The 25,313-nt window shown below is 65.6% G+C and carries 24 protein-coding genes; 10 read left to right on the top strand and 14 right to left on the bottom strand.

Annotated features, from left to right (window positions below; all coding sequences use genetic code 11):
* Positions 1-14: 14 nt before the first annotated feature.
* Positions 15-518 (bottom strand): FxsA family protein, encoded by a 504-nt coding sequence (locus H7828_RS05495; RefSeq protein WP_226780364.1) that lies wholly within the window; start codon positions 516-518, stop codon positions 15-17.
* 116 nt (positions 519-634) lie between these two features.
* On the opposite strand from H7828_RS05495, the gene H7828_RS05490 reads away from it, so the two are divergent.
* From H7828_RS05490 to H7828_RS05480, 3 genes are read left to right on the top strand one after another with little or no spacing between them, the layout of a single operon-like run.
* A complete protein-coding gene (locus tag H7828_RS05490; RefSeq protein ID WP_226780001.1) occupies positions 635-1,297 on the top strand; it encodes a Tim44/TimA family putative adaptor protein in 663 nt (220 codons plus the stop codon).
* Positions 1,298-1,338: 41 nt separating this feature from the next.
* Complete coding sequence (gene mltA / locus H7828_RS05485; protein WP_226780000.1) at positions 1,339-2,325, top strand: murein transglycosylase A; 987 nt, start codon at positions 1,339-1,341, stop codon at positions 2,323-2,325.
* A 3-nt stretch (positions 2,326-2,328) separates the two neighbouring features.
* Positions 2,329-2,925 (top strand): Smr/MutS family protein, encoded by a 597-nt coding sequence (locus H7828_RS05480; protein WP_226779999.1) that lies wholly within the window; start codon positions 2,329-2,331, stop codon positions 2,923-2,925.
* On the opposite strand, the gene H7828_RS05475 is transcribed toward H7828_RS05480, so the two are convergent.
* From H7828_RS05475 to hslV, 3 genes are all read right to left on the bottom strand, one after another.
* Positions 2,887-4,131, bottom strand: coding sequence for an MFS transporter (locus H7828_RS05475; protein ID WP_226779998.1), 1,245 nt, complete (start codon positions 4,129-4,131; stop codon positions 2,887-2,889). The two genes, H7828_RS05480 and H7828_RS05475, sit on opposite strands and share 39 nt — an antisense overlap.
* A gap of 40 nt (positions 4,132-4,171) precedes the next feature.
* Positions 4,172-5,479 carry an ATP-dependent protease ATPase subunit HslU gene (hslU, locus tag H7828_RS05470; RefSeq protein ID WP_226779997.1) on the bottom strand — a complete coding sequence of 436 codons (1,308 nt, stop codon included), beginning with the start codon at positions 5,477-5,479 and terminating at the stop codon, positions 4,172-4,174.
* Positions 5,480-5,543: 64 nt separating this feature from the next.
* On the bottom strand, positions 5,544-6,101 hold the full coding sequence (hslV, locus tag H7828_RS05465; protein WP_226779996.1) for an ATP-dependent protease subunit HslV: 558 nt from the start codon (positions 6,099-6,101) through the stop codon (positions 5,544-5,546).
* A 67-nt stretch (positions 6,102-6,168) separates the two neighbouring features.
* Between hslV and H7828_RS05460 the strand changes: the two genes are divergently transcribed.
* Positions 6,169-7,086: a hypothetical protein gene (locus tag H7828_RS05460; RefSeq protein WP_226779995.1), complete on the top strand. Its 918-nt coding sequence runs from the start codon at positions 6,169-6,171 to the stop codon at positions 7,084-7,086.
* Between the two features lie 58 nt (positions 7,087-7,144).
* Here the strand turns inward: H7828_RS05460 and trxA are convergent, their stop codons facing one another.
* From trxA to regB, 7 genes are all read right to left on the bottom strand, one after another.
* The gene (gene trxA / locus H7828_RS05455; protein WP_226779994.1) at positions 7,145-7,465 is read right to left on the bottom strand and encodes a thioredoxin; all 321 of its coding nucleotides are present in this window, start codon (positions 7,463-7,465) and stop codon (positions 7,145-7,147) included.
* A gap of 58 nt (positions 7,466-7,523) precedes the next feature.
* Entirely contained in the window at positions 7,524-10,871 is a 3,348-nt protein-coding gene (addA, locus tag H7828_RS05450; protein WP_226779993.1) for a double-strand break repair helicase AddA, read from the bottom strand.
* Positions 10,868-13,822 carry a double-strand break repair protein AddB gene (gene addB, locus H7828_RS05445; protein WP_226779992.1) on the bottom strand — a complete coding sequence of 985 codons (2,955 nt, stop codon included), beginning with the start codon at positions 13,820-13,822 and terminating at the stop codon, positions 10,868-10,870. Before addB ends, addA begins: the two co-directional genes overlap by 4 nt.
* Positions 13,815-14,501, bottom strand: a complete 687-nt coding sequence (locus H7828_RS05440; protein ID WP_226779991.1) for a nucleotidyltransferase family protein — start codon at positions 14,499-14,501, stop codon at positions 13,815-13,817. Before H7828_RS05440 ends, addB begins: the two co-directional genes overlap by 8 nt.
* Positions 14,498-14,980 (bottom strand): tRNA (adenosine(37)-N6)-threonylcarbamoyltransferase complex ATPase subunit type 1 TsaE, encoded by a 483-nt coding sequence (gene tsaE, locus H7828_RS05435; protein ID WP_226779990.1) that lies wholly within the window; start codon positions 14,978-14,980, stop codon positions 14,498-14,500. Before tsaE ends, H7828_RS05440 begins: the two co-directional genes overlap by 4 nt.
* A gap of 41 nt (positions 14,981-15,021) precedes the next feature.
* Positions 15,022-16,587 carry a PAS domain-containing protein gene (locus tag H7828_RS05430; RefSeq protein WP_226779989.1) on the bottom strand — a complete coding sequence of 522 codons (1,566 nt, stop codon included), beginning with the start codon at positions 16,585-16,587 and terminating at the stop codon, positions 15,022-15,024.
* 155 nt (positions 16,588-16,742) lie between these two features.
* Positions 16,743-18,143, bottom strand: coding sequence for a sensor histidine kinase RegB (regB, locus tag H7828_RS05425; protein ID WP_226780363.1), 1,401 nt, complete (start codon positions 18,141-18,143; stop codon positions 16,743-16,745).
* A gap of 94 nt (positions 18,144-18,237) precedes the next feature.
* Between regB and H7828_RS05420 the strand changes: the two genes are divergently transcribed.
* A complete protein-coding gene (locus H7828_RS05420; protein ID WP_226779988.1) occupies positions 18,238-18,888 on the top strand; it encodes an SCO family protein in 651 nt (216 codons plus the stop codon).
* 68 nt (positions 18,889-18,956) lie between these two features.
* Positions 18,957-19,502 (top strand): ActR/PrrA/RegA family redox response regulator transcription factor, encoded by a 546-nt coding sequence (locus H7828_RS05415; protein WP_226779987.1) that lies wholly within the window; start codon positions 18,957-18,959, stop codon positions 19,500-19,502.
* A gap of 129 nt (positions 19,503-19,631) precedes the next feature.
* On the opposite strand, the gene H7828_RS05410 is transcribed toward H7828_RS05415, so the two are convergent.
* Positions 19,632-20,222: an HD domain-containing protein gene (locus tag H7828_RS05410; RefSeq protein ID WP_226779986.1), complete on the bottom strand. Its 591-nt coding sequence runs from the start codon at positions 20,220-20,222 to the stop codon at positions 19,632-19,634.
* An 81-nt stretch (positions 20,223-20,303) separates the two neighbouring features.
* Between H7828_RS05410 and ahcY the strand changes: the two genes are divergently transcribed.
* From ahcY to H7828_RS05395, 3 genes are all read left to right on the top strand, one after another.
* Complete coding sequence (gene ahcY / locus H7828_RS05405; protein ID WP_226779985.1) at positions 20,304-21,689, top strand: adenosylhomocysteinase; 1,386 nt, start codon at positions 20,304-20,306, stop codon at positions 21,687-21,689.
* 1 nt (position 21,690) lies between these two features.
* Positions 21,691-22,659, top strand: coding sequence for a ketopantoate reductase family protein (locus H7828_RS22925; protein ID WP_226779984.1), 969 nt, complete (start codon positions 21,691-21,693; stop codon positions 22,657-22,659).
* A gap of 136 nt (positions 22,660-22,795) precedes the next feature.
* Entirely contained in the window at positions 22,796-23,137 is a 342-nt protein-coding gene (locus tag H7828_RS05395; protein ID WP_226779983.1) for a DUF2853 family protein, read from the top strand.
* A 54-nt stretch (positions 23,138-23,191) separates the two neighbouring features.
* On the opposite strand, the gene H7828_RS05390 is transcribed toward H7828_RS05395, so the two are convergent.
* A complete protein-coding gene (locus H7828_RS05390) occupies positions 23,192-23,842 on the bottom strand; it encodes a hypothetical protein (RefSeq protein ID WP_226779982.1) in 651 nt (216 codons plus the stop codon).
* Positions 23,842-24,225, bottom strand: a complete 384-nt coding sequence (locus H7828_RS05385; RefSeq protein ID WP_226779981.1) for a DUF1761 domain-containing protein — start codon at positions 24,223-24,225, stop codon at positions 23,842-23,844. Before H7828_RS05385 ends, H7828_RS05390 begins: the two co-directional genes overlap by 1 nt.
* A 146-nt stretch (positions 24,226-24,371) precedes the next feature.
* On the opposite strand from H7828_RS05385, the gene H7828_RS05380 reads away from it, so the two are divergent.
* Positions 24,372-25,277 (top strand): LysR family transcriptional regulator, encoded by a 906-nt coding sequence (locus H7828_RS05380; RefSeq protein WP_226779980.1) that lies wholly within the window; start codon positions 24,372-24,374, stop codon positions 25,275-25,277.
* Positions 25,278-25,313 lie beyond the last annotated feature (36 nt).

Raw genomic sequence — 25,313 nt, 5'->3', positions numbered from 1 at the left:
GTCTAGCAGGGCGCTCAATGCCGGGTCCAGCCCGAAGGCGAATTCGATGTGTCGTGTGTGGGCTTCTTGGGCGGATCGACCTCGACATAATCGCCATCGATCACGTCGCCCCGCCCTGCCGGGCCGGGCCGCGCGCCGGGGCCACGGGCCTGCCCGTATTCGAAGGTCTGCACCTTGATCCGCGCCCGCAGGAACCGGAACACCGCCTGGCGCACCGGCGGGATCAGCAGGGCAAAACCGGTGGCATCGGTGAAGAAGCCGGGCGTCAGCAAAAGCGCGCCCGCCAGCAGGATCATGGCACCATGGGCCAGAGGTTCGGTCGGATCGCGCAGTTCATTGAAGGATCCGCGCAGCTGTGACATGGCCAACGCCCCCTGGGTGCGCACCAGCCAGGTGCCCAGAACGGCGGTCAGGATGACGATTCCAAGGGTCGGCCAAAGCCCGATCCATCCGCCAACCTGAATGAACAGCGCGATTTCCACGATGGGCACCGCAAGAAACAGGGCAAAGAGCCACATGACAACCTCCAGATCAGGGGCAACAGTGGACTTGGCCACGCCCCGCCCCTACATAGGGAGCAATGACGCCCGTTACCAACCCTGTCACCGACAGATGGCACCCGAAAGAGGTTTAGATGAGTTCTGCCGTGATCCAGCTTCTGGTTTTGGCCGCAATCGCAGTGTTCCTGATCCTGCGGCTTCGCAACGTGCTGGGCACGCGGGATGGATTTGAAAAACCGCCGGTCACCGGGCCCACCCCGGCCGGCAAGAAAAACCGCCCCGAATTCGAGGTGATCGAAGGCGGGCCCGATCGTGACATCACCGACCACGTCGAGGATGGCAGCCCGAGCGCCAAGGCCCTCGCGGCGATGAAGCTGGCCGAGCCGGGCTTCAACGTGGGCGAATTCCTGCATGGCGCGCGCGGCGCCTACGAGATGATCCTCATGGCCTTCGAGAATGGCGACATCTCCGAGGTCCGCAGCTTCCTGAGCCCGGAAGTGGCCGAAGCCTTCGACGACGTGATCGCCCAGCGGCGCGAACAGGGCCTGACGGTCGAGGCGAATTTCATCGGGTTGCGCGACATTGCCCTTTCCGAGGCCGAGTTCGACCGCGACGCCAAGTTCGGCGAACTGACGGTGCGCTTTACCGGCGAACTTACCTATGTCGTCCGCGACAAGGGCGGCGACATCATCGAAGGCAGCGCCAGCGAGATCAAGCGCCAGCGCGATGTCTGGACCTTCGGGCGCACCATGGGCGCGAATGACCCCAACTGGCAGCTTGTCGCCACCGGGGAATGATGCGTGCGCTGCTTGCAGCATGTGTTGCGGGGGCCATGGCGATGACAACCCCCGCCGCGTCCGAGGTGACGCATACCATTCTATCGTTCGACGATCTGAACGGCTGGGCCGAGGACGATCACGAAGCCGCCCTTTCGGTCTTCCTGGACACCTGCGGCGACATGCCCGACCCCGACTGGCGCGGGGTCTGCGCCGTGGCGCGCCATCAGACCAACGCGAAAACCTTCTTTGAACTGTTCTTCCGCCCCGTCCTGATCGAGGACGGGCAGGACATGCTGTTCACCGGCTATTTCGAACCCGAACTCAGGGGATCGCGCACAAGGGGCGGGCCGTACCAGTACCCGCTCTATCGTCTGCCCGAAGAGGCATCGTCGGGCAGCACCTGGTTTTCCCGCCGCGATATCGAGGAACAGGCCCTTCTCGATGATCGCGGGCTTGAGATCGCATGGATCGACGATCCGGTGGATGTCTATTTCCTTCAGGTGCAGGGGTCGGGGCGGGTGAAACTGCCTGACGGGTCGTATCTGCGGGTTGGATATGGCGGAAAGAACGGCCACAATTATCGCTCGATCGGGCAGGAGCTGGTGCGTCAGGGCGTTTATGAACCCCACCAGGTTTCGGCACAGGTGATCCGCAACTGGGTGAAACGCAACCCCGAAGAGGGCGCCGAGCTTTTGCGCCACAACCCGTCCTACGTTTTCTTTCGCGAAGTCAGCGAAGTGCCGGCCGACAAGGGGCCACTGGGCGCGATGAACCGGTCGATCACCGCAATGCGGTCAATCGCCGTCGATCCGGCCCACACGCCCCTTGGAGCGCCGGTCTGGATCGAAAAGGGCGGGCAAGGGCCCTTGCGCCAGTTGATGGTGGCGCAGGATACCGGGAGCGCGATCAAGGGTGCGCAACGGGCCGACATCTTTTTCGGCACCGGCCACAAGGCAGGCCGCGCCGCCGGTCGGGTGCGCGATCCGGGGCGGATGGTGGTGTTGATGCCGATTCAGCGGGCCTATGCCCTTGCACCGGATATCTAGGCGGTGTCCCGGCGGCGCGAACCCCGTCGGCTGAGTGCCGAGGAAACCGAGCTTTGGCGCGCGGTGGTCAAGCGTGCCGTTCCCATGCACCCGACCAAGCCGGTGCCGACGCCGATACCCCCCAAGGCCCCCCCGGCAAAACCCCGGATGCCCGACCCCATCGCACCCTTTCAGATCGGTGGCACACCGGCCCCCAGCCGCGTTACCACCGACACCGCGCCACCCCTGTCTCAGGGTATCGCGCAACAGCCGCTGTCGATGGATCACAAGGCCTTCACCCGGATGCGCCGGGGCAAGTTGCCGTTGGAGGGCCGGATCGACCTGCACGGCATGACCCTGGATCAGGCGCAACCGACGCTGACGAACTTCATCCTGGGGTCACAGATTGCGGGCAAGCGGCTGGTGCTGGTGATCACCGGCAAGGGGCAGACCCAGCGCCAGCGTGATGAATGGCACCGTGGCCACGGCGCGCTGAAACGTCAGGTGCCCCATTGGCTGCGCATGGCGCCGCTGTCCGGTGCCGTGCTTCAGGTCAGCGAAGCACACCGAAGCCACGGTGGCTCAGGCGCTTACTATGTCTACCTCAGGCGTCGGCGCTAGGCTGTGGCGGGCCTTGCCGATGGCTGCGGTCGACAGGGCGGCGGCAAAGGCGAAATAGGCCGAAATCGCGAACATCTGCAAAGGAAAGTCGATGCCGTGGTCAATGACGATTGCCGTGATGCCCGGCCCGATGGCCGATCCGAACACCATCACCGCGGCGGCCATCGCCTTGATCGCGCCGATATTGCGGGTGCCGTAGAATTCGGCCCAGAAGGCGGCCGGAACGGTGGCCTGCGATCCGATCCCGAAGGCCAGAACCACCATCGCCACGGTGGCCCCCAGGATGGTTTGAGCGCTGGCCAGCAGGAAGAACCCGATGGCGAAGGGCACCATGTAAAGCTGCACCAGCCGGGGGGTGCCGAACCGGTCGATCAGCGAACCCGTGGTGAAGGTCGTGGCGATGGAAACCGCGGTGAACAGCGGCAGGATCGCCACGAATTCAAGCAGCGCCCAACCCTTTACCTCGGTCATGTGGACCTGGTGAAAGAACAGCGCGGTGCCCCAGGCCGGCGGGCCCAGAAGAAGCGGGATCATCGCCCAGAACAGCCAGTGATGCAGAACGTCGTGCCGGTTCCAGTGGCGCCCTGACATGCCCGCCGAAGCGGTGCTTTGCGCGGCTGATTGCGGCGTGCGTTCCGCCTTCATCAGCCGATAGATCACCGGCATCGCCAGCAAGACCAGCCCGGCGGCCAGAACCCACAACCAGCGCCAGTCATAGGTTTCCAGCAGCGAAACGAAGATCAGCGGCAGCACCGCCTGGCCCAGGGCAAACCCCATGGCCGCAATCGAAAGCGCCCGCCCCCGCGTGGCCACGAACCAGCGCGCCATGGTGACAAGGCTAAGCTGGCTCATCATGCCCTGGCCCAGAAGGCGCAGCGCGTAGATCAGCACCACCAGCACCAGCATCCCCTGCCCCACTGCCATGGCAAGACAGGTGGCCGCCAGGGCAAGGCAGACGAAAATGCTCAGCTGGCGCACCCTGAACCTGTCGGTCAGCACCCCCGCCCAGATCATCGTGATCGCCGAGGCGGTGGTGGCGATCATGTAGATCATCCCCCACTGCCCATGGGACAGGCCGTAATCGGCCATGATCTCGCCCGCGAAAAGCGAGATGAAAAAGGTCTGCCCATAGCTGGACGAAAACGAGATGAGAACACCGGCTGTCAGGAACAGCCAGTTCTCGCGCAGGAATCTGAAAAAGCTCATGCTTCTCTTTCGGCCTGTTAGCGCCGAATGTGAAGAGGCATTAAAGCACGTAGCGACTCATATCTGCCGATCTTGCCAGTTCGCCCAGGTTCTGTTCGACGAATGCGTCGTTTACGACGATTTCCTCGCCCCCACGGTCGGGTGCGGTGAAGGACAGTTCCTCGAAGACACGCTCCATGATCGTGTAAAGGCGGCGGGCGCCGATGTTCTCGATGCTTTCGTTGACCTCGAACGCGATCTTGGCCAGGGCCTTGATCCCGTCTTCGGTGAATGTCACCGCCACCTCTTCGGTCTTCATCAGCGCGGTATATTGCAGGGTCAGCGCGTTGTCGGTGTCGGTCAGGATGCGCACGAAGTCATCCTCGGTCAGGGCGCGCAGTTCCACCCGGATCGGCAGACGCCCCTGCAATTCAGGCAGCAGGTCCGAAGGTTTGGCGATGTGGAAGGCGCCCGAGGCGATGAACAGGATATGGTCGGTCTTCACCGGGCCATACTTGGTTGAAACGGTCGTGCCCTCGATCAGGGGCAGCAGGTCGCGCTGCACGCCTTCGCGCGACACGTCGCCGCCGCGGGCATCCTTGCGGGCACAGACCTTGTCGATCTCGTCCAGGAAGACGATGCCGTTTTCCTGCACCGCCTCAAGCGCGGCCTTATGCACCGTTTCATCGTCCAGCAGCTTGTCGGCCTCTTCGCCCAGAAGCACGTCATAGCTTTGCGCGACGGTCAGCTTCTTGCGCACCTTGCGCTGGCCCAGCTTGCCGAACAGATCGCCCAGGTTCATCATGCCACCCATCTGGCCGGGCTGCATTCCGGGAATCTCCATTCCGCCCAGGGGGTTCGAGGTGTCGGTCACCTCAAGTTCGATCTCGGTATCGTCCAGTTCGCCGTTGCGCAGTTTCTTTCGGAACATCTCGCGCGTCTGTTCGCGCGCACCCTCGCCCGCGATCGCCTCAAGCACGCGGTTCTCGGCGTTCTCCTGGGCGCGGGATCGGACATCCTCGCGCATGTGGTCGCGGGTCATGGTGATGGCGGATTCCACCAGGTCGCGGATGATCTGTTCGACATCGCGGCCGACATATCCGACCTCGGTGAACTTCGTCGCCTCGACCTTCAGGAAGGGCGCGCGGGCCAGTTTCGCCAGGCGGCGGGAGATCTCGGTCTTGCCCACGCCGGTGGGGCCGATCATCAGGATGTTCTTGGGGTAAACCTCGTCACGCAGGTCATCGCCCAGCTGCTTGCGGCGCCAGCGGTTGCGCAGGGCCACGGCGACGGCGCGCTTGGCGTCCTTCTGGCCGATGATGAACCGGTCCAGTTCCGAAACGATCTCGCGGGGGGTCAGATCACTCATTGGGGGGGCCTTGTCTCTGTTCTGTGTCAGGTGGGGGCGGGTTTCGCCCCGCAGGATGGGCGCCTCAGCGGGCGATCTTTTCCACCGTCAGGTTGCCGTTGGTATAAACGCAGATGTCCGAGGCGATGGACATGGCGCGCCGGGCGATGTCTTCGGCGCTGCGGTCGGTGTCCATCATCGCTCGCCCGGCCGCCAGGGCATAGTTGCCCCCCGATCCGATGGCGGCGATGTCATGCTCGGGCTCCAGAACGTCGCCGGCACCGGTGACGACATAGAGATCCGATCCGTCGGTGACGATCAGCATCGCCTCGAGCTTCTGAAGATACTTGTCGGTGCGCCAGTCCTTGGCCAGTTCGACGGCCGCGCGCTGCAACTGGCCCGGGGTCGCCTCAAGCTTTGCTTCCAGGCGTTCCAGCAGCGTAAAGGCATCGGCGGTCGAACCGGCAAACCCCGCCACCACTTCGTGGCCGCCGGGCTTCAGGCGCCGCACCTTGCGCGCCGTGCCCTTGATCACCGTCTGGCCCAGCGAAACCTGTCCGTCGCCCGCGATCACCACTTCGCCGCCCTTGCGCACGCCGATGATCGTGGTGCCGTGCCATCCGGGAAATTCTTGCTTTGCCATATTTTCTACTCCGTTTCCGGGTATATGGAGGGAACAAGCCTATTTGCCAACCGTACGGGGGTGACAGTTGAGCGGACAGCGGGTGCTGCGCGTCTTTTTCCACGAACATCTCGTGGCCCGGGCCGAGGCGGGAAAACACAACTTCACCAACAGGTTGAGGGCAGCGTTCGATCGCGTGGGCGTCGAGGTGCGGTTGTGTCGCAACACCCCCGCCGCCCGCGCGCTTTCGGCGGTGCAGCCGGGCTATGCCCTGTTCCACATGGATGCGCCGTTCCATCGAAATGCGCTTACGACGCGGCTCGTCTATGCCGCGCCCTTCTGGCAGATCGAGGCATCGGCAAAACGCTGGGAGTGGGAGGTGGCGCGTGCGCCCTTCCATCCCGAAACGGTCGAACCCGGGGAAGCGCGCCAGTTTCAGCGTCGCCAGGCCCAGGCCATTCTGGGGGGCGATGATACGGCCCGTGAACCGGGGGGCTTCGTCTATGTTCCGCTTCAGGGCATGCTGCGCAAACATCGCAGCTTTCAGATGTGCAGCCCGGTCGAGATGATCGCCCAGACCCTGGCCCATTGCGGCGATCGCCGGGTCATTGCCGGGCTGCACCCCAAGGAAAGCTATTCAAGGGGCGATCTTGCCGCGCTGGACGCCCTGCGCGAGGGCGACAGGCGCCTGAGCGTGGTGACAGGCCAGATGGCGCCGCTTTTGCGCGGATGTGCCTATGTGGTGTCTCAGAATTCGTCGGTGGCGCTTTTTGCCGGGCTGGTGGACAAGCCCGCGATCCTGTTCGCGCGGATCGATTTTCACCATGTCGCGCTGAACGTGCAGGACATCGGCATTGCCCCGGCCTTTGCCGCCATCGCAGATCACCGGCCCGATTTTGCCCGCTATCTTTACTGGTTCCTGAAACAGAACACGCTGAACGCCGGCGCCCCCGAGGCCGAGGATCAGATTCTGGCGGCGGTGCGGCGCCATGGCTGGCAGGTATAGGGCGCAAACGAAAAGGGGCGCCCCGCAAGGCGCCCCATGATCCGGCAGGTGAACCCGCTCAGATTTCTTCCTTGATCCAGCTTTCCAGCGCGGCCTTGGGGGCGGCGCCCACCTTGTTGGACACCACTGCGCCGTTCTTGAACATGAACAGGGCCGGAATGCCGCGCACACCCATCTGGGCGGGGGAATTCGGGTTCTCGTCGACGTTCACCTTCACGATCTTGACCTTGCCTTCGTACTGATCGCTCAGTTCTTCCAGCGCGGGGCCGATCTGTTTGCAGGGGCCGCACCATTCGGCCCAGAAGTCGACGACCACGGGAATGTCGGATTGCTTCACTTCGGCGTCGAAGGTGTCGTCGGTGACGGCTACGGTTGCCATGGATAGTCTCCCAGCGGATGAATTTGAAGCCGAAACCTATGGACAGCCCGGCATGGCGTCAAGATGTCGTGGCCCTTTGCAGGGCGGCACTCACGATGTCGTGCGGCAGGGGCATCAGGCGGGCGGTTGTCGTCCACAGGATCGCGGTGTCGATCCGGCGGTCGGGATAGACGGCGCGCAGGGCGGCGGCATAGGCGCCCATCTGCCGCAACAGCCCGTCGGGCACCTGGGCCGGGGTGTCGGGCACCAGGGCGTTGGATTTGAAATCCACCGCCAGCATCGAATCCTCGCCAAGGATCAGCCGGTCGATGGTACCGAACATCCGCTCACCGTCGCGTTCGGGCAGTTCGGCGGTGATGGCCACTTCGGCCAGGGTGCCGGGCCGGAACAGGTGCGCCAGGTCGGGCGCGGTGAGGATGGCGCGCACCTCGGGCAGAAGTTCGCCCGCCCGTGCACCATCCAGAAGGCTTGCCGCGGCGGTTTCCCAATCGGCCTCGGGCAGGGCGGGCAGATGTTCCAGCAGCAGGTGAAGCGCGGTGCCGCGTTCCTTCGCCGCCTCGCTGTCCTGTTCCCCGGCGTCGCCGAACAGAACCTTGGCCCCGCCCAGCTTTGACGGGTTCAACAACGTCACCTCGGGCACCGGGGGCGCGGCGCGGTCCAGCCAGTCGGGCAGGGCCGCCGCATTGGCCGAGGGGGGCGGCAGATCGACCAGCGCGCCTGACTCCCATGCGCCATGGGCAAGGCGCAGCCCCTCGCCGGTGGGAAAGGGGCAGGGCAGGGCGGTGAGGCTTTCCAACCCGGTCTGCACCGCCTCGTACCACGAAGGGCTGACCGGCTTGCCCGCCCCGCAGACGATCAGCCAGGTTTCGGCCCGCGTCATCGCCACGTAAAGCAGCCGCGCCCGTTCGGCATCGTCGGCGGCGACCATCCCGGCCTTCGACTGGGCCAGAACCTCGGGCATGTCGTCGGCCGCCGTGCGCCACAACAGCGTGCCGTCCTCGGCCGGGAAAAGCTGATCGCGCACGTCGGATTTGGCGCGCAGGGTGTCGGGCAGGATCACGATCGGCGCCTCAAGCCCCTTGGCCCCATGCACCGACATCACGCGAATGCGGTTGCCGGCACTGTCGGCCTGGCGCTTGACCTCGACGTCATCGGCATCCAGCCAGGCCAGAAATCCGGTGAGGCTGGGAATGTCCATCCTCTCGTAGGCCAGCGCCTGGTTCAGCAGTTCATCCAGCCCGTCCTGCGCCTCGGGGCCAAGCCGCGCCAGAAGGTTCGCGCGGCCCCCGTGGCGCAGCAGGATGCGTTCCAGCAGATCGAACGGCCGCAGGAAATCGGCACTGGCGCGAAGATCCCTGAGAATGTCCATGGTCGCCGGATAGGCGGCCCCGGCGCGGCGCAGGGTTTCCCACAGGTAGGTTTCGCTGCGCCCGGCGGCCAGATCGTAAAGCTGCCCCTCGCGCCAGCCGAAGAGCGGCGAACGCAGGGCGGCGGCCAGGGACAGGCTGTCTTCGGGGGTGGCCAGAAAGGCCAGCAGGGCACGCAGATCGCGCACCGCCAGTTCGGCCCCCAGTTTCAGGCGGTCGGCCCCGGCGATATCCAGGTTGCGCTGCTTGCAGGCGCGGATGATCTCGGTGAACAACCGCTTGCGCCGCTGCACGAGGATCAGGAAATCGCCGGGCTGCACCCGGCGCCGCGTTCCTTTTTCGCCGGGAATGGTCTCGCCCGTCGAGATCAGGCGGTGGATTTCGTCGGCGATGGTCTGGGCCAGTTTCACATCGGCGGCCCCGGGGCTGACCCGATCCACCGGATCGTGCCATTCCGCCTCTTCGGGGGTGTCTTCGGTTTCGATGATCGGCCACAGATCGACACGGCCCGGCAGGTCTTCGTGAAAGGCCCGGTGGTTCGAGGCCAGGTCAAGCGGGCCGTCGCCGTCACCGTGAAACACCGCATCCACCGCCGTAAGGACCGCGGCGGACGACCGGAACGAATGTTGCAGTTCCAGCCGTTGCAGTGGCGCCGACCCGTCCAGCCTTTCGCGGAACAGATCGAACATCCGCGAGAACGCCTCGGGGTCGGCGCCCTGGAATGAATAGATCGACTGCTTGCGATCCCCCACCACGAACAGCGACCGTTCGCCCGGTTCGCGTGCGCCCACCCCGGCGGTGAATTCCTGGGTCAACAGCTCGATCACGCGCCATTGTTCGGGGCTGGTGTCCTGCGCCTCGTCCACCAGGACGTGGTCGATGCCGCCATCCAGCCGGTAAAGCACCCAGGCCGCGACGGCGGGGTCGGTCATCAGCGCCCGCGCCTTGAGGATCAGATCCTCGAAATCCAGCCAGCCGCGCGCCAGCTTCCGCGCCTCGTAAAGCGGCAGGAAGGCCCGGGCAAAGCGGTGCAGGGCGATGGATTTCTGCGCGGCCAGAAGGGCCAGACGCGTTTCGCGCGCGTCTTCGATGCGCAGCATCAGGTCGTTCAGATCATCCAGATCCTCGGCGATGGCGCCTTGCGTCTTCTTGGTGGGAAAGGTTCCGACCTTGGCCCCGAAGGGCGCCTTGGCGCCCGATCCGAACAACATCGCGCCTTCCAGTCTGGCCAGGCTGTCAAGCGTGACGGGGGCCTTTGCCACCTCGGCCAGGATGGCGGCGTTCTTCGCGTCGGTTACGGTGCCGCCTGCCATCACCCTGGCAACCCGGCCCAGCAGGGCAATCTCACCCTCGCCCAGAACGGCGGAAAGCAGGCTGTCGGTGGTCAACCCGTCAGGCAGGCCGAACTGCGCCCGGATGGCCGTGTCGTCCTGCATCGCGGCAAAGCTGTCGCGGTGCTTGGCGATCTCGGCGGTGAGGGCCGAGAAATCCTCGGCGGTATAGTGGCGGGCCACCTCGTCGATGATATCGGGGGCCAGGGTATCGGCCATTTCCTCGACGATCTCGGCGGTCAGAAGCTGGGCGGCGCGTTCGTCCATCTCGGTGAATTGCGGCGACACCCCGGCCTCAAGCGGGAAGCGGCGCAGAAGCGAGGCGCAGAACGAATGGATCGTCTGAATCTTCAGCCCGCCGGGCGTTTCGATGGCGCGGGCGAACAGCGTGCGCGCCAGGCCCAGTCGTTCGGGCGAAAGCGTGCCTTCGACGCCAAGGTCGCGCAGCTTGCCCAGAAGGGCGGTGTCGCTGGTCATCGCCCATTCGCCCAGCCGCTTGAACAGGCGGTTCTGCATCTCGGATGCGGCGGCCTTGGTATAGGTCAGACAAAGGATGTTCTGCGGCGACGCGCCATCCAGCAAAAGCCGCGCCACACGGTCGGTCAGAACCCGCGTCTTGCCCGACCCGGCATTGGCCGAAAGCCAGGTCGAGGTGCCGGGGCGGGCGGCCTGGATCTGGCGGGCGGTGGCTTCGTTCGGGGCGGTCATCCCACGTCCTCCGGTTCGGGGGGCTGGCTTTCGTCCCATTCTCCGAAACGGGCAAGGTGATCGTAGTCGCCCGTATTCCATGTCTTGTGCATGGCGCGGCGGCTGGTGTAGCCGCGGTTGCGGCGGGCATAGGCGTTCAGCAGCTTGCCCAGTTCGGCAATGGTCTGATCGGGGTCCAGCACCACCTTGGCGCCGTGATCGCGCAGGGCCAGGGGCGCGAAGGCGGGTTTCGACCCCAGCCCGATATAGGCCACCTCGGCCACGCGGCGCGGTGCCAGCCCCTCGAAGGCGCCCGCTTCGGCCATGGCGGCCTCAAGCAGCAGTTGTTTGTCGAAATACTGCATCTCGGCGGCACTGGGCGGTGTGCCGGTCTTGTAATCGTAGATCACCAGCGTGCCATCCTCGCGCAGGTCGAAACGGTCGGCCTTGCCGGTCAGGGTGAATTCGGGGTCGGGCAGGGGCAGGGCGCCCTTGCCCTCCAGCATGGAAAGAAGCGGCGTGGCTTGCTGGCGCCTCTCGATCTCGCCGTTCAGGAACCAGTCGATCACGCGGCCCAGCTTGGCCATCCAGATGCGCCGGGCGGTGGGCCAGGGCACCTCGATTTCCAGGGTATCGCGGGCGATGCCGATCAGCAGGTCGCGGGCATCGGGTGCCGAGGGGTCGGGGCAGGCGCGGATGAACTCTTCGAAGATCGCGTGAATGACCGTACCGCGCAGGGGCGCGTCGGGCGCCTGGCGCAGCGGATCAAGCGGGCGCAGCCCCAGCACATGGCGGGCATAGATGGCATAGGGATCGCGGATCAGCGTCTTGATCTGCGTCACCGAAAGCTGTTTCGGCCGTGCCGCCACGGGCGGGCGGGGCGAGGGGCGGGGTTCGGGCGCCACGGGGGCAAAGTTCGCCTCGACAGCGCGGGCCATGTCCAGCCATGTGCGCCCCCTGGTCCGCATCCCGACCAGCGCTTGGGGTCCGCCGGTGTCGGGCAGCCCGCTCAGCAGGTTGGTCATCCGGTTCAGCCAGCGCGACACGACGGTTTCGGCCTCGGCGTCGCGGGTGGCGCGGGTCAGCACCACCTCGGGGGCGGCGATGGCCTGTTGGAAATCGTGGGCCGACAGCCCGACACGCCGTTCGGGCAGCAACAACCCGGCCTGCTGGCGCATCCGCCGGTTCAGCCAGGGGTCGGGGGCGGGCAGTTCGGGCCAGACACCATCGTTCAGCCCGCCCAGGATCACCAGGTCGGCGCCCTGCACCCGCGCTTCGAGCGTGCCCCAGATCATGATGCCGGGATGTGCGGCCAGCGGTTCGCGCACCTCGCCGGTGATCACGGTCAGGAACAGCGCCTGGTATTCGCGCGGCCCCATATCGCCGCCATGCCCGGCCTCGGCGCGCAGGGCATCCACCTGGCGCAGCGCGGCGATGCCGGCATCCTTCAGCCACAACTCGCCGGCGTGGCCATCGGGGCCAGACGACAGACGCTCGGCCACCGAAATGTGTTGATCCAGGTGTTCGGTCAGGGGGCGGGTGGCCACATCTTCAAGCCCCGCCAGCAGATCGGCCAGCCAGTTCGCCCAGGCCAGAGCCTCGGGGGTTTCGGTTTCGGCGGCCCAAGAGGTCAGGGTTTGCGGCGTCAGGAAGGGCGGCCCCTTGCGGCGCAGCCACAGTTCCAACTCGCGGGTCAGGCGCAGGTGGGGGCCGCGTTCGGCGCTGCCGGTGTTGCAGATCGGGTGTTTCAGCAGGGTCAGCAGCGGTTCGGCCGTCAACCGCTCACCGAACAGGGCGGCCACATGGCGCAGGAACCGCCCCGGGGCTGAAAGGTGCAGCGGCCGCCCGGCGCTGTCATCGGGGGTCAGTGACCAGCGGTCAAGCGCCGCCGTCACCTGGCGGGTCAGCATCCGGTCAGGCGTGATCAGCGCGGCGGTCTGGCCGTCTTCGGCGGCCTGGCGCAGGCGCAGGGCGATGGCCAGCGCCTCTTGCCGGGGGGTCTGGGCCTCGATCAGGGCGATGTTGCGGGTGGCCAGCGACAGATCGCCCAGCATCGGGCCTTCGTGCATCCACTGATCGGTCACCGGGGCCGGGCGCAGGGCCAGCGACACCAGCCGGTTGCGCGGCTGTTGCGGGTCGTGATCGCTCCAGCGGGCGATCTGGTCGGGGCGCAGGTTCAGCGATTGCATCAGGCGGGCAAAGCGGAACTGGGGGTGATCCTCGGACACCAGCGCATCGTCGAGATTATCCCAGATCGCGGCGGGCATTTCGAAATCGAACCCGGGCAGCACGACAGCGCCCTGGGGCAGGCGCGCCACCGCCGCCATCAGCAGCGCCGTCGCCCCGCGTGACCCGGTCGATCCGGCCAGGATGACAGGGTGTTCGGGCGGTGCCACCTGCCAGCCTTCGATCAGGGCCTCGATCGCGCGGCGCTGGCGGGTTTCGGCATCGGGGGCGCCTTCGGTATCGAAATAGGGCTGGACGATGGAAATGAACGACAGGCTGCGCGCCCAATGGCCGGATTCGTCGCTCACATCCAGGTTCTGCAATACCTCAGGCGGCACGCCTTCGCCCTGCATTTCATCCATCAACCCGGCCAGGCTGTCGGCCAGTTCGAAGACGGCCGCGCGGGGGGCCAGGGTTTCGTCGCGGGCGATCAGGCCGGAAATCAGCTGGGCCAGTTCCAGGCGGCGGCGCAGGGGCGACACGGGCGGTTTCAGCCCGGCCAGCGGCACCTGCGTGGCCAGGTCGGTCAGCAGCCGCAACCGGGGCAGCAACAGCGCCTGTTCCTGCTGGAACAGGGCCGTGACCCGGCGGCGCATCCGCGTGGTGTTCAGCACCAGTTCGACCCTTGCCATGGCTTCGGGCGGTTGGCCCGAAAGGCGCGATTTCAGCCCGGCGACCAGTTGCGCGGGAAAATCCGCGCCGGGGGGCAGGGCAAGGACGCGGGGGTGATCCTGGGGGTCAAACATGGGGGGCGCTCAGCAGTTCTTCGGCCAGGGGAATGGCGGCGGGATGCCCCACATCGCACCATCCGCCGGAATGTTCCACACCGAACAGCCGATGGCGCGACGCGGCGATGTTCCACGCCAGGTTGAGAGAGAAGGCATCGCCCTCGATCCCGTCAAGAAGCGCGGTCTTGATGATCTGCGCGCCGGTGAACACCAGGTGGCCACCCCGGCGCAAGCTGCCATTGGCGGCGCGGGCGAAATCGCCCGCCCCGCCATGCCCCTGCGCCCGGCTGGCAGGGATCACCAGCAAAAGCGCGTCCATCCTGTCGGGGGCCCAGGCGGTGCGAAGCGCCTGAAAGGGGTTGGCGCCGGTCCAGACGGCATCGGTGTTCAGGGTGGCCACCGTTTCGGCCCGAAGAAGCGGCAGGGCCTGGCGCAGCCCGCCCCCGGTATCGCGCAGCCCATCGGTTTCCCACGACAGAAGAACATCGCGCCCCGCAAGATGGCGGGCCAGCTGATCGCCCATGTGGTGCAGGTTCACGACCCGCCGCGCGAAGCCATCGCAAAGCGCCAGCGCATGGTCGATCAGGGGGCGTCCGGCCACGGGCACCATCGGTTTGGGCATGGTCCGGGTCAGCGGGGCCATCCGTGTTCCAAGGCCGGCGGCAAAGACCATGACGGCCGGAAGGTCACCGGTCACGGGGCGGCCCATCTGGCGGCAAGATCCGCCATCCGCGCGGCCCAATCGGCCGAGCCGGACACCGCGATTGCGCGTTCGGTTTCGCCCGCAGGGGCAAGGGTGATGGTCAGGGCATCTTCCGGTGCCGCATCGCCCAGCCGGTCGGGCCATTCCACAAGGCAGATCGCGGTCTCGAAAGCCTCGTCCAGGCCCAGTTCCAGCACCTCGGTCAGATCGGTCAGGCGATAGAGATCGGCATGCCAGACCTCGCCCCGGGGGGTGTCATAGGTCTGCACCAGCGTGAACGTGGGCGAGGGGATGTCCTCGGCCATGTCCGGCCCCTGCAAGACCCGGATCAGGCTGCGGGCCAGGTGGGTTTTCCCGGCCCCGATGGGCCCCTGCAACAACACCACGTCCCCCGGCGAAAGCAGGCGGGCAAGGTCGGCGGCCAGATCGGCGGTCTGCGCGGGCGAAGCGGTGGTGAGGCGAAGATCGAACATGGCGCCACCTTGCCGCCGCGCTGGCGCCATCGCAAGCCGGATCAGGCGCCCTGTGTGGCCCGCCTGCTGCGGGCGACGGGCTGTGTCGGGCGGATCGGCTTCATCCGGTCGGTGCATATTTCAAAGCGCGCAAGGGTCGACCCCCCCACGACCGGGCTGAGCGTGGCGCGGATCGGCCGGCCATCCAGAAGCATCGCCTCGCCCATCCATGCCTCGCCGCGACGGTCCGACAGGATGTAATCGCGCACCTCGCCCCAGATGGCGCTGGGCGCGCTGAGCGCGGCCCAATGGCGCGTGGCATCATCGACATAGGGCGTGTCCAGCCCTTCGCGCGTTTCCGTCTTCCACAAGCTGTCGTAGGCGGCATTGGTCAGGGTCAGCACGCCGTTGGGGGTAAAGACGGCCAGGCCGTCCTCCAGGCTATCCAGCACCGATTGCCCGATCTCAAGCTCGGTGCGGAAGCGGCGGCTCATCCCGATTTCGTCGCTGATATCCTCGAACAGCAGCGCGACGGCGCCATCGATCTGCGGGCGGCCCGTCACGCGGAAGGTGCGCCCGAAGGGCAGGTGCCATGTGTCGCGGTAGGTGCCATTGGCCGCCGATGCCTCGAGATCGACGATCTGTTCGCGCCACGAGTTGTAGTCCTTGGGTTCGGGCATCATCTGAAGATCGCGCAGCATGTCGAAGAACCCGAAGATCGTGGGCCGCATGATCAGCTTTTCGGGGGCCAGCGTCGTCAGGTCGGCAAGGGCCGGGTTGAACAGGGCCAGCCGCCGGTCGCGGGTGAAGACGGCAAGACCGACGGGCAGATCGGCAAATGTCTTCGACAGGGTCTGAACGAAGGTGCGCTGCGATTCCTCGGCCTTGACCACGGTGTCGACATTCATCCCCGAGATCAGGAATTCATCCCCCAGCGGCGTGATATGGAACTGGAACCACCGGTCGGGCGCGTCGCCCTTTGTGGTCAGCCTCTGGCGCTGGGCAGTGGCGATCTGCCCCATGTCGATGTCGAACAGGCGGATCGGCGGCCAGACCCCCAGGCGCGCCGGATCGCCATGGGCCCTGCAGGTGTCAAGATAGGCGCGGTTGACCCAGGTGATGTTGCCCTCGCCATCCTGGCGCCAGACAAGGAAGGGCATGTTCTCGGTGGTGTCGCGCAGATTGCCCAGCTCACGCTCGATCGAAAGCAGGGTCGGGCGGTCCAGGCTGATGCGGTCGCCCGGCGCCTCGACCTCGGCCAGGGCAAGGCGAAGCCGGTCGCGGTGCCGGCTGAGCGTTGCGATCTCGCTTCGGTCGGCGGAATAGAGGTTGCACTGTCCGAAAAGGCCCAGCCGGTCGCGCTGGTCCACCAGGTCGGGAAACCGCTGCCCCAGAAGGCCGGCAAGGCCCGAGAAATCCTGTATGTCCCGCCCGCTGGACGACATCAGAAGTTGCCCGGCCTGGCTGTAATCCACCAGTTGCGGACCATCGAACAGGAACGACACCGCCGACCCCGCCGGATCGACCGCCGCCGCGCCTTGCACCATTCGCCACCTGTCCCATGCGTTCAGCGCCATCAACGCACCGAACGACACGATCAAGGCGGCAGTCATGGCCAGCACAGCCATTCCTACAACCTGAAGCGTCATTGTCTTGCACCGTTACTCTCGTCCCGGATGCAGCCTGTTGAGTCATTTCTTAACGAAAGGTTAACCGCCCCCGTTCCGGCCCCGGAAAGCCGCTGAATCGTCATCAATTCACCGCCAAAGATGCCGATTGGCCGCTATGGGGTTTCAATCTGGCGATTCAACCCTAGGGCGATTCGCCCGTCACGGGGCGACAGGGCAATCTCGTCATGGCGCCAAAGCGATTCGACGATGGCCCCCGGCGATGCACCGGGTTGTCCGCCGCCCGGCCCATCCTCGCGCCCGTTGGCAAAGCTCAGCTCGGCCCCCGACCGCTCAAGCAGCGTCTTGGCGATGAAAAGACCCAGCCCCATGCCCTCATACCCCGGTCTTTGCCGGTTCGAGTCGCCAGCGCCGCGCGACCGCAGGAAGGGATCGCCCAGCCGTGGCAGGACATGCGCGGGATAGCCCGGCCCGTCATCGGCAATGCGAACGCGAATCTGGTCTTTCGACCAGGTGATGTCGATCCGCACGGTCGTGCTGGCAAAATCAACGGCGTTCTGTACCAGGTTGCGCAACCCATGGATGATCTCCGGCCGGCGGTAGATTTCGGGCTGGCGCTCATCTGCTCCGGGCAACGGGGCCACATGATAGACGATGGTCTTGCCCCTTGTGCCGTGCGGTTCGGCCGCTTCCTGCACGACGGTGGCGATGGGCGCCGTGCGCAGGTGCAGATCGTCCTTGCCCGCCCGACCCATGGAGCGAAGGATGTCGCGGCACCGGTCGGCCTGCTGCGCGATCAGAAGGATGTCGTCGCGCAGGTCGGGGTCTTCGATATCGTCCAGCATTTCGCCCGAGACCAGCTTGATGGTCGCCAGGGGCGTGCCCAGCTCGTGCGCGGTTGCGGCCACCACGCCGCCCAGGTCAGTCAGCTTCTGTTCGCGCGACAGGGCCAGTTGCGTGGCCACCAGGGCATCGGCCATGGCATTCACTTCTGATGTGACGCGCCGGGCATAGGCGGCGAGGAACAGGATGCCGATCATGACCGCCGTCCAGAACCCGAAGACGAAGATCTCGGGCATTTCCAGAAGGTAACCGCTCTGGGTGGCCAGGGGGATGTACCACCAGGTCACCAGGGTCATGGCCAGGATGGCCACCCCCGACACCAGAACGGTCGAACGCAGTTGCAGGGCGGTAGCCGAAATCGTCACCGGCGCCAGGATCAGCAGGGCAAAGGGGTTGTGCATGCCGCCGGTCAGGAACAGCAGACAGCTCAGCTGCGTGATGTCGAACAGCAGGATGGCCAGCATCTCGGATTCCGACAGGCGCTTGTTGCCCGGAAAGATGAACAGCGGCACGATGTTGGAAATCGCCGCCGCCCCCACGGCGACAAAGCACCACCCCAGGTTCAAGGCCAGCCCGAACCCGTAATAGCCCACAAGGATCGCCGCCGCCTGACCCAGTGCCGCGATGGAGCGCAGGTAGATCAGGGTGCGCAACCGCACCCAGTTCGAGCGGTGGGCATTGTCAAAGGCAGAATGCAAGATGGCCCCCTTCATGCGCACGGCGTCGCGGGAATGTGTCACGTTGTCCCCTTGTAAGTCCGGCCCGGGCGGCGGATCAACGCAATGCGGTCGAATTGGAGAGTTACGGATGATCAGGATATATGCAATCGCGGCGGTCGTGGCCCTGCTGGCGATGCTGGGCGCCTTGTGGTGGTATGTGACGGCGGGCACCTCGGGCGATCTTTTCGCCTCGTGCCGCGAAAGCCAGATCGCGGGCGGATCGGCGGCCATCGGCGGGCCCTTCACCCTGGTTTCCGAAACCGGTGAAACGGTGACCGACAAGGACGTGATCACCAAGCCGTCGCTGATCTACTTCGGCTATACCTTCTGCCCCGATGTCTGCCCCATGGATGCGACGCGCAACGCCTATGCTGTCGATCTTCTGGCCGAACAGGGATACGACGTGCAGCCGGTCTTCATCACCATCGACCCGGCCCGCGACACCCCCGAGGTATTGGCCGAGTTCACCGATTACATGCACCCCGAGATGCTGGGTCTGACCGGTTCGCCCGAACAGATCAAGGCGGCGTCGCAGGCCTTCAAGACCTATTATGCCCGGCGCGGGGCCGAGGACGATGAATTCTACCTGATGGATCATTCGGTCTTCACCTATCTCGTCCTGCCCGAACAGGGCTTCGTCGAATTCTTCCGCGGAGCACCCGGCGTGAACGGCAACGAAGGCGTGACAGAACAGGAAGTTGCCGAACGGACAGCCTGTTTCCTCGACAAGGCCGCCTAGAAATTGACGCGCGGCCACCGGCGCTCTAGTTGGTTGGGGAAAGCGCAGTGCCGAAAAGGGGCGTCCAGATGGCAGAAGACGAAATCGGTGACGACAGGACGCTGCTTCTGGTCGATGACGACGAACCCTTCGTGAAACGCCTGGCCCGCGCCATGGAAAAGCGCGGGTTCGAGGTCGAGACGGCGGAATCCGTGGCCGGCGGGCGCGCCATCGCCACCGCCCGCCCCCCGGCCTATGCGGTGATCGACCTGCGGCTGGAAGACGGCAACGGGCTGGACGTGGTGGAAACCATCCGCGAACGCCGCCCCGACAGCCGCATCGTCGTGCTGACCGGCTATGGCGCGATCGCCACGGCGGTGGCGGCGGTCAAGATCGGCGCGACCGATTATCTCAGCAAACCCGCCGACGCGAACGAGATCACGGCGGCGCTTCTGGCCAAGGGCGATGCCCTGCCCCCGCCCCCCGAAAACCCGATGTCGGCCGACAGGGTGCGTTGGGAGCATATCCAGCGCGTCTATGAACAATGCGACCGCAACGTCAGTGAAACCGCCCGCCGCCTGAACATGCACCGCCGCACCCTGCAGCGCATCCTGGCCAAACGCTCGCCCCGCTGAACCGCCCCCTCTTTCTTGCCGAAAATACTCCCGCCGGAGGCGCGTCGGCCGGGCGCGCATCACAGGTTGTTGCGCGGTCCATCGGAAAAGGGCGCCAGACAGGGTATGGAATGGCGCGAAGCGCCTCCTTCAGATCCGGGCCAGCAGGGCGTGGTGGCGTGCGGTGAAATCGGCTCGCACCTGGACCGGCGGGCGCAGGATGATGGCAAGCCCCTCGATCATCGCGGGATCGGGCCTGCCGAAGAACTTCGACGCCTCGGCTTCGGCAAATCCGGCGATCTGGGTCGCCTCCAGCCAGGCGCTGATCTTGTCGGCCCTCTTGATCTGTTTCTTGATCGTCGCCGGGATCGTCGCGGGCAGGCCGAACCGCAGGTGGATCGCCGCCGTCAGCCGATCGTCCAGCGCGCCATAGCCGGGGCCGACCGCTGCCTTCACGGGTGAAATCATGTCGCCGATCACGTATTCCGGCGCGTCATGCAGCAGCGCCGCCAGCCGCCATTTCACCGGCGCCTCGGGCGCGATCCGCGTGAACAGCGTTTCCACCAGCAGCGAATGTTCGGCCACGGAATAGGCATGGTCGCCCCGGGTCTGGCCGTTCCAGCGGGCCACGAAGGCCAGGCCATGGGCGATATCCTCGATCTCGATATCCACCGGCGTCGGGTCCAGCAGGTCCAGCCGGCGCCCCGACAGCATGCGTTGCCATGCGCGTGGTTGTTTCATCGCAGCTGCCTTTCATTGCGGCGGGGGGGACAGGGTGATAATCCCCCCGCAACCGAGGGTTTGCATCAGGAGTCTGGCACCATGGCCAAGGATTACGTCGTAAAGGATATCTCACTCGCCGCCTATGGCCGCAAGGAGCTGGATATTGCCGAAACCGAAATGCCGGGCCTGATGGCCCTGCGCGAGGAATACGGCCAGAAGAAACCGCTGAGCGGCGCGCGCATCGTCGGTTCGCTGCACATGACGATCCAGACCGCCGTCCTGATCGAAACGCTGGTGGAACTGGGCGCCGATGTGCGCTGGGCCTCGTGCAACATCTTCTCGACCCAGGATCACGCGGCGGCGGCGATTGCCGAATCCGGCGTTCCGGTCTTCGCGATCAAGGGCCAGAGCCTGGAAGAGCATTGGGATTACCTGGACCGGTCCTTCCAGTTTGCCGACGGCCCGAACCTGATCCTGGACGATGGCGGCGACGCGACCCTCTATATCCTGCTGGGCGCCAAGGCCGAGGCGGGCGAAGACCTGGGCGTTGCCTCGTCCGAGGAAGAAGTGGCGATCCACGCGCAGATCAAGAAGCGGATGGAGCAGTCGCCGGGCTGGTTCACGAAGATGCGCGACCAGATCAAGGGTGTCTCCGAAGAAACGACGACCGGCGTTCACCGTCTGTACGACCTGGTGAAGAAAGGCGATCTGCCCTTCCCCGCCATCAACGTCAACGACAGCGTCACGAAGTCGAAGTTCGATAACAAGTACGGCTGCAAGGAAAGCCTGGTCGACGGCATCCGCCGCGCCACCGATACCATGATGGCCGGCAAGGTCGCCGTCGTCATGGGCTATGGCGACGTGGGCAAGGGCAGCGCCGCGTCGCTGCGCGGTGCCGGTGCGCGGGTGAAGGTGACCGAGGTTGACCCGATCTGCGCCCTTCAGGCCGCCATGGACGGGTTCGAGGTGGTCCTGCTGGAAGACGTGGTGTCCACCGCCGACATCTTCATCACCACCACCGGCAACAAGGACGTGATCCGCATCGAGCATATGCGCGAGATGAAGGACATGGCCATCGTCGGCAACATCGGCCACTTCGACAACGAAATCCAGGTGGCCAGCCTGCGCAACCACAAGTGGACCAACATCAAGGAACAGGTGGACATGATCGAGATGCCCAACGGGCACCGGTTGATCCTTCTGTCCGAAGGCCGCCTTCTGAACCTCGGGAATGCCACCGGTCACCCCAGCTTCGTGATGTCGGCCAGCTTCACCAACCAGGTGCTGGCGCAGATCGAACTCTGGACCAACGGCGGGCAGTACAAGAACGAGGTCTACATCCTGCCCAAGCACCTGGATGAAAAGGTCGCGCGCCTGCACCTTGACCGGATCGGCGTGAAGCTGAGCAAGCTGAACGCCGAACAGGCCGCCTATATCGGCGTGTCGCCCGAAGGGCCGTTCAAGCCCGAACACTACCGCTACTGACGTGCGGTTCATCGTCTACGGTGTCGGCGGGATCGGCGGCGGCCTGGCCGTCGCCCTTGCCGACAGCGGGCAGGATGTGATCGGGATCGCGCGCGGCGCGCAGCTGGACGCGATCCGCAAGGGCGGTTTGCGCCTGCTGACCCCCGATGGCGAACGCCACGCGCATTTTCCCTGCGTCGGCGGGCCGGAAGAGATCGACCTGCGCGAGGGCGACATGATCCTGCTGACGATGAAATCGCAGGATACCGCCGCCGCCCTGGCGCGGCTGGCGGAATGCGGGTTGCGGGATCAGCCGGTGTTCTGCTTTCAGAACGGTGTCGCCAACGAACGGCTTGCCGCGTCCATGGGGATGAACACCCATGGCGTCACCGTGATGATGCCCGGCACCTACCTGACGCCCGGCACCGTTGCGGTGCACGCCACCCCGCGCCTGGCGATCCTGGACATCGGGCGATACCCCCAGGGCAACGACAGGGACGATCACGCCCTTGCCGGGGCGCTTGAGGCGGCGGGCATGGCCTGTTTCGTTCTCGACCGGGTGATGGACAGCAAGCATGGCAAGCTGTTGTTGAACCTGGGCAACATCATCCAGGCCGCGCTGGGGGCGGGCGAACCCGCCGACGACCTGACCGGCCCCGTCCGGGCCGAGGCGCGGGCGGTCCTTGCCGCCGCCGGCATTGCATGGGACGACAAGGATGCCTCGGACCCGCGGCGCGAAACCCTTCTGCGGTCGGGCGAGATCGAAGGCGTGCCGCGCCCGGGGGGATCGACCCTGCAAAGCCTGTTGCGCGGCACCGGGTCGGTGGAAACCGATTACCTGAACGGCGAAATCGTGGAACTGGGCAAGGCGCATGGGGTGGAAACACCCCTGAACGCGGCGCTTGTCGCACTGGGGCGCCGCATGGCGCGCGAAGGTCTTGCCCCCGGGTCCATCGGGCGCGACGCCCTGGAAGGCCTTCTTGGGCGCTGAATTGCGGCGGTAATCGGCCTTGCCGGGCCATTCGGGCAGATTGGCCATTGTCAGACGGGCGGCTCCTGCGCTTTTATCCGGCTGTGACCTGCGGGGCGCAAACGATGGACGGCGAAATGACAACAGTGAGGGACCGATGGGAAAACGTGACGATCTGATCGCGCAATATGCGGACGACCTGAAGAACAAATGCGGCATGACGCCGGACATGGATCTTCTGACCAAGGTCACCAAGGGCTGTGGCCCGGCGATTTACAATGCCGATGCCTCGACGGTCGCCGGTTCCCAGCCGGACGAATTGGAGACGGTGAAGAACAACTTTCTCATCAAGAAGCTGGGCCTGCCCGACAGCCCCGAGCTGATGGATGCGATCAACAAGGTGATCGAGATCTACGGCAAGTCCGAGCGCAACAAGTATCGCGCCGTCATCTATTACATGCTGACCAAGCATTTCGGCAAGGAAGCGGTCTATAGCTGAACCGCCCCGCACCAACAGCCGGAGACGCCGCCCCTTTCGGGCGGCGTTGTCGTTTCAGGGGCACGGCACGGGCGGATAGGCGATCTCGCCCAGCGGCGGAAAATCGGCATAGCGGCGGCGCCGGACGTCCGGGGGTTCGCCCGGTTCGGCCCCGGCGGCAAGAAGTTTGCCGCGCGGCGCGATATAGGATGAGATGCTGCGCCGGGGCATCTCATGCCAGGTCAGGTTGAAGGCGGCGCGGACGGGGTGAAAGAAGATCTCGGAATAGGGCAGATGATCGTGCAGCCACCAGGCCAGGTCGCGCCAGTCACGCCCCCTGTCGTACTGGTCGGCAAACCACGCAATCGAGATGCAGGCCGTGGCACCCATGCCGCCCGCATCATCGCGCCTGTCCCAGATGTGGTTGGCAAAGCTGGCCTCATTGCGCGAACAGTTCAGCCCATGGGCATTGCCGAACCCGTTCACCCGGGCGCTGCGAAAGGCCGAACGCAGGGTCAGCGGGCCGAAGGTTTCGACCAGCGGATCAAGCAGGTTCCGGCACAGCCCACGCCCCGCCGCAAGGGCCAGGGCCGGATCGTCGGGAATGTTCGGGATCGCGTGAAAGCTGGCGATCTCGCTCATCAGGAAATCGCGCATGTGGAAATGGCGCGACAGGCGCTGGCGCCCAAGGCGTTCAAGCGCGGCGAAACTGGTGATCGCGCGCATCAGAACAGTGTCAGGACCAGCCCCATCAGGGCCATGCCGACAGTGGGATAGGCCCCGTCCATCCAGATCAGCGATTTCGGCCGCCCCTGGAACAGGATGTTGGTGGCGATCCAGGGGGTGACCATGAACAGCCCCAGGAAGAACCCGGTCACGATACCGCCCGAAACGGTCATGACGCCGCTCATCCCCAGCAGTTGCCGCAGGATGCCGGCAACCAGAAGGGTGGCGATGAAACTGCCGATATAGGGCACCGGATCCTTGCGGTTCAGGTTTTCTTCGTCAAGGCCCGATGCGGCGATCCAGGGCTTGGCGATCAGCCCGTACCACACCGCCCCGAACAGCCATGCCACCACAGCGGCGGCGATCACGCTGACAATACCCATCTGTCCCTCCCTGGTTATGGGGTGAACTATGCGCCCCTTCGCGGATTCGATCCACCTTCGCATTGCCGGGCCGGGGCGGCTTTGCGTTGCCAAGCGGCCCGCGCCGGCCAATGGTGACACCGATCGCCCACCCGGCAGGAGACCCGATGACCCGGCTCAACCTTGAACAGCTGCGAACCTTTCTCGAGGTGGTGCGCCTGGGCGGTGTGCGCCGCGCCGCGCAAAGCCTGGGCGTGACCCAGCCTGCCGTCAGTGCCAGGATCAAGGCCCTTGAGGAATCGCTGGCGGTGCCGCTGTTCGACCGGACGGCAGGCGGCCTTGCCCTTACCCGTCGGGGTGAAATGCTGATCCGCTATGCCGAACAGTTCGAACACCTGTCCGAGCAGGTGGCCGCCGACATTGTCGCCCCCGAGGGGATCGAGATGCGCCTGCGGCTGGGCGTGGCGGAAACCGTGGCGCAATGCTGGCTTCCCGATCTGGTGGGCGCCCTGCATCGCGCCTTTCCCAAGGTCGAGATCGAGATCGCCGTCGATGTGTCGTCGAACCTGCGCAATGCACTTGTGAACCGCGAGATCGACCTGGCCTTCCTGCTGGGCCCGGTGTCGGATTCCAGCGTCGACAATGTCGCGCTGCCGGGGTTCGACCTGGCCTGGTATGTCGCCGCCGATTGCCCCGCCCCGCCCGGGGGTGACGCCGCGCTGATCGCCACCCGCCCGGTCATCACCTATGCCCGCAACACCCGCCCCCACCGCGAACTGAAGGCGGCCCTGTTCGAAAGGGTCGGGCCGGGGGTGCAGCTTTTCTCGTCGTCGTCGCTTTCGGCCTGTTTCCGGCTGGTCGAGGCGGGGCTGGGCGTTGCCGCCCTGCCGTCGGCCCTGGGCCATCCCATGGTAGCGCGCGGCACCCTGCGCCGCTTCGAACCCGGCTGGACACCACAGCCGCTGCAATTCACCGCCAGCTATCTTGGCGATCCGAAAAGCCACGTGGTGTCGACGGCGGCGCAGATGGCGCTGCGGACGGCGCGCGATTGGCAGGGTGATAGAAAAACCTGATAACTTCTGCCAAGAATAATCGATTTGATATTATGG

Source organism: Oceaniglobus trochenteri (assembly GCF_020529025.1).
In the GTDB taxonomy this organism is placed as follows: domain Bacteria; phylum Pseudomonadota; class Alphaproteobacteria; order Rhodobacterales; family Rhodobacteraceae; genus Oceaniglobus; species Oceaniglobus trochenteri.
This window is presented reverse-complemented; position numbering and strand designations above follow the sequence as displayed.

Bases quoted from the DNA above. Each gene is read 5' to 3' on its own strand.
- H7828_RS05495 (WP_226780364.1), bottom strand. From the start codon at position 518: ATGTGGCTCTTTGCCCTGTTTCTTGCGGTGCCCATCGTGGAAATCGCG.
- H7828_RS05490 (WP_226780001.1), top strand. From the start codon at position 635: ATGAGTTCTGCCGTGATCCAGCTTCTGGTTTTGGCCGCAATCGCAGTG.
- mltA (WP_226780000.1), top strand. From the start codon at position 1,339: ATGACAACCCCCGCCGCGTCCGAGGTGACGCATACCATTCTATCGTTC.
- H7828_RS05475 (WP_226779998.1), bottom strand. From the start codon at position 4,131: ATGAGCTTTTTCAGATTCCTGCGCGAGAACTGGCTGTTCCTGACAGCC.
- hslU (WP_226779997.1), bottom strand. From the start codon at position 5,479: ATGAGTGATCTGACCCCCCGCGAGATCGTTTCGGAACTGGACCGGTTC.
- hslV (WP_226779996.1), bottom strand. From the start codon at position 6,101: ATGGCAAAGCAAGAATTTCCCGGATGGCACGGCACCACGATCATCGGC.
- trxA (WP_226779994.1), bottom strand. From the start codon at position 7,465: ATGGCAACCGTAGCCGTCACCGACGACACCTTCGACGCCGAAGTGAAG.
- addA (WP_226779993.1), bottom strand. From the start codon at position 10,871: ATGACCGCCCCGAACGAAGCCACCGCCCGCCAGATCCAGGCCGCCCGC.
- addB (WP_226779992.1), bottom strand. From the start codon at position 13,822: ATGTTTGACCCCCAGGATCACCCCCGCGTCCTTGCCCTGCCCCCCGGC.
- tsaE (WP_226779990.1), bottom strand. From the start codon at position 14,980: ATGTTCGATCTTCGCCTCACCACCGCTTCGCCCGCGCAGACCGCCGAT.
- H7828_RS05430 (WP_226779989.1), bottom strand. From the start codon at position 16,587: ATGGCTGTGCTGGCCATGACTGCCGCCTTGATCGTGTCGTTCGGTGCG.
- regB (WP_226780363.1), bottom strand. From the start codon at position 18,143: ATGAAGGGGGCCATCTTGCATTCTGCCTTTGACAATGCCCACCGCTCG.
- H7828_RS05420 (WP_226779988.1), top strand. From the start codon at position 18,238: ATGATCAGGATATATGCAATCGCGGCGGTCGTGGCCCTGCTGGCGATG.
- H7828_RS05415 (WP_226779987.1), top strand. From the start codon at position 18,957: ATGGCAGAAGACGAAATCGGTGACGACAGGACGCTGCTTCTGGTCGAT.
- H7828_RS05410 (WP_226779986.1), bottom strand. From the start codon at position 20,222: ATGAAACAACCACGCGCATGGCAACGCATGCTGTCGGGGCGCCGGCTG.
- ahcY (WP_226779985.1), top strand. From the start codon at position 20,304: ATGGCCAAGGATTACGTCGTAAAGGATATCTCACTCGCCGCCTATGGC.
- H7828_RS05395 (WP_226779983.1), top strand. From the start codon at position 22,796: ATGGGAAAACGTGACGATCTGATCGCGCAATATGCGGACGACCTGAAG.
- H7828_RS05390 (WP_226779982.1), bottom strand. From the start codon at position 23,842: ATGCGCGCGATCACCAGTTTCGCCGCGCTTGAACGCCTTGGGCGCCAG.
- H7828_RS05385 (WP_226779981.1), bottom strand. From the start codon at position 24,225: ATGGGTATTGTCAGCGTGATCGCCGCCGCTGTGGTGGCATGGCTGTTC.
- H7828_RS05380 (WP_226779980.1), top strand. From the start codon at position 24,372: ATGACCCGGCTCAACCTTGAACAGCTGCGAACCTTTCTCGAGGTGGTG.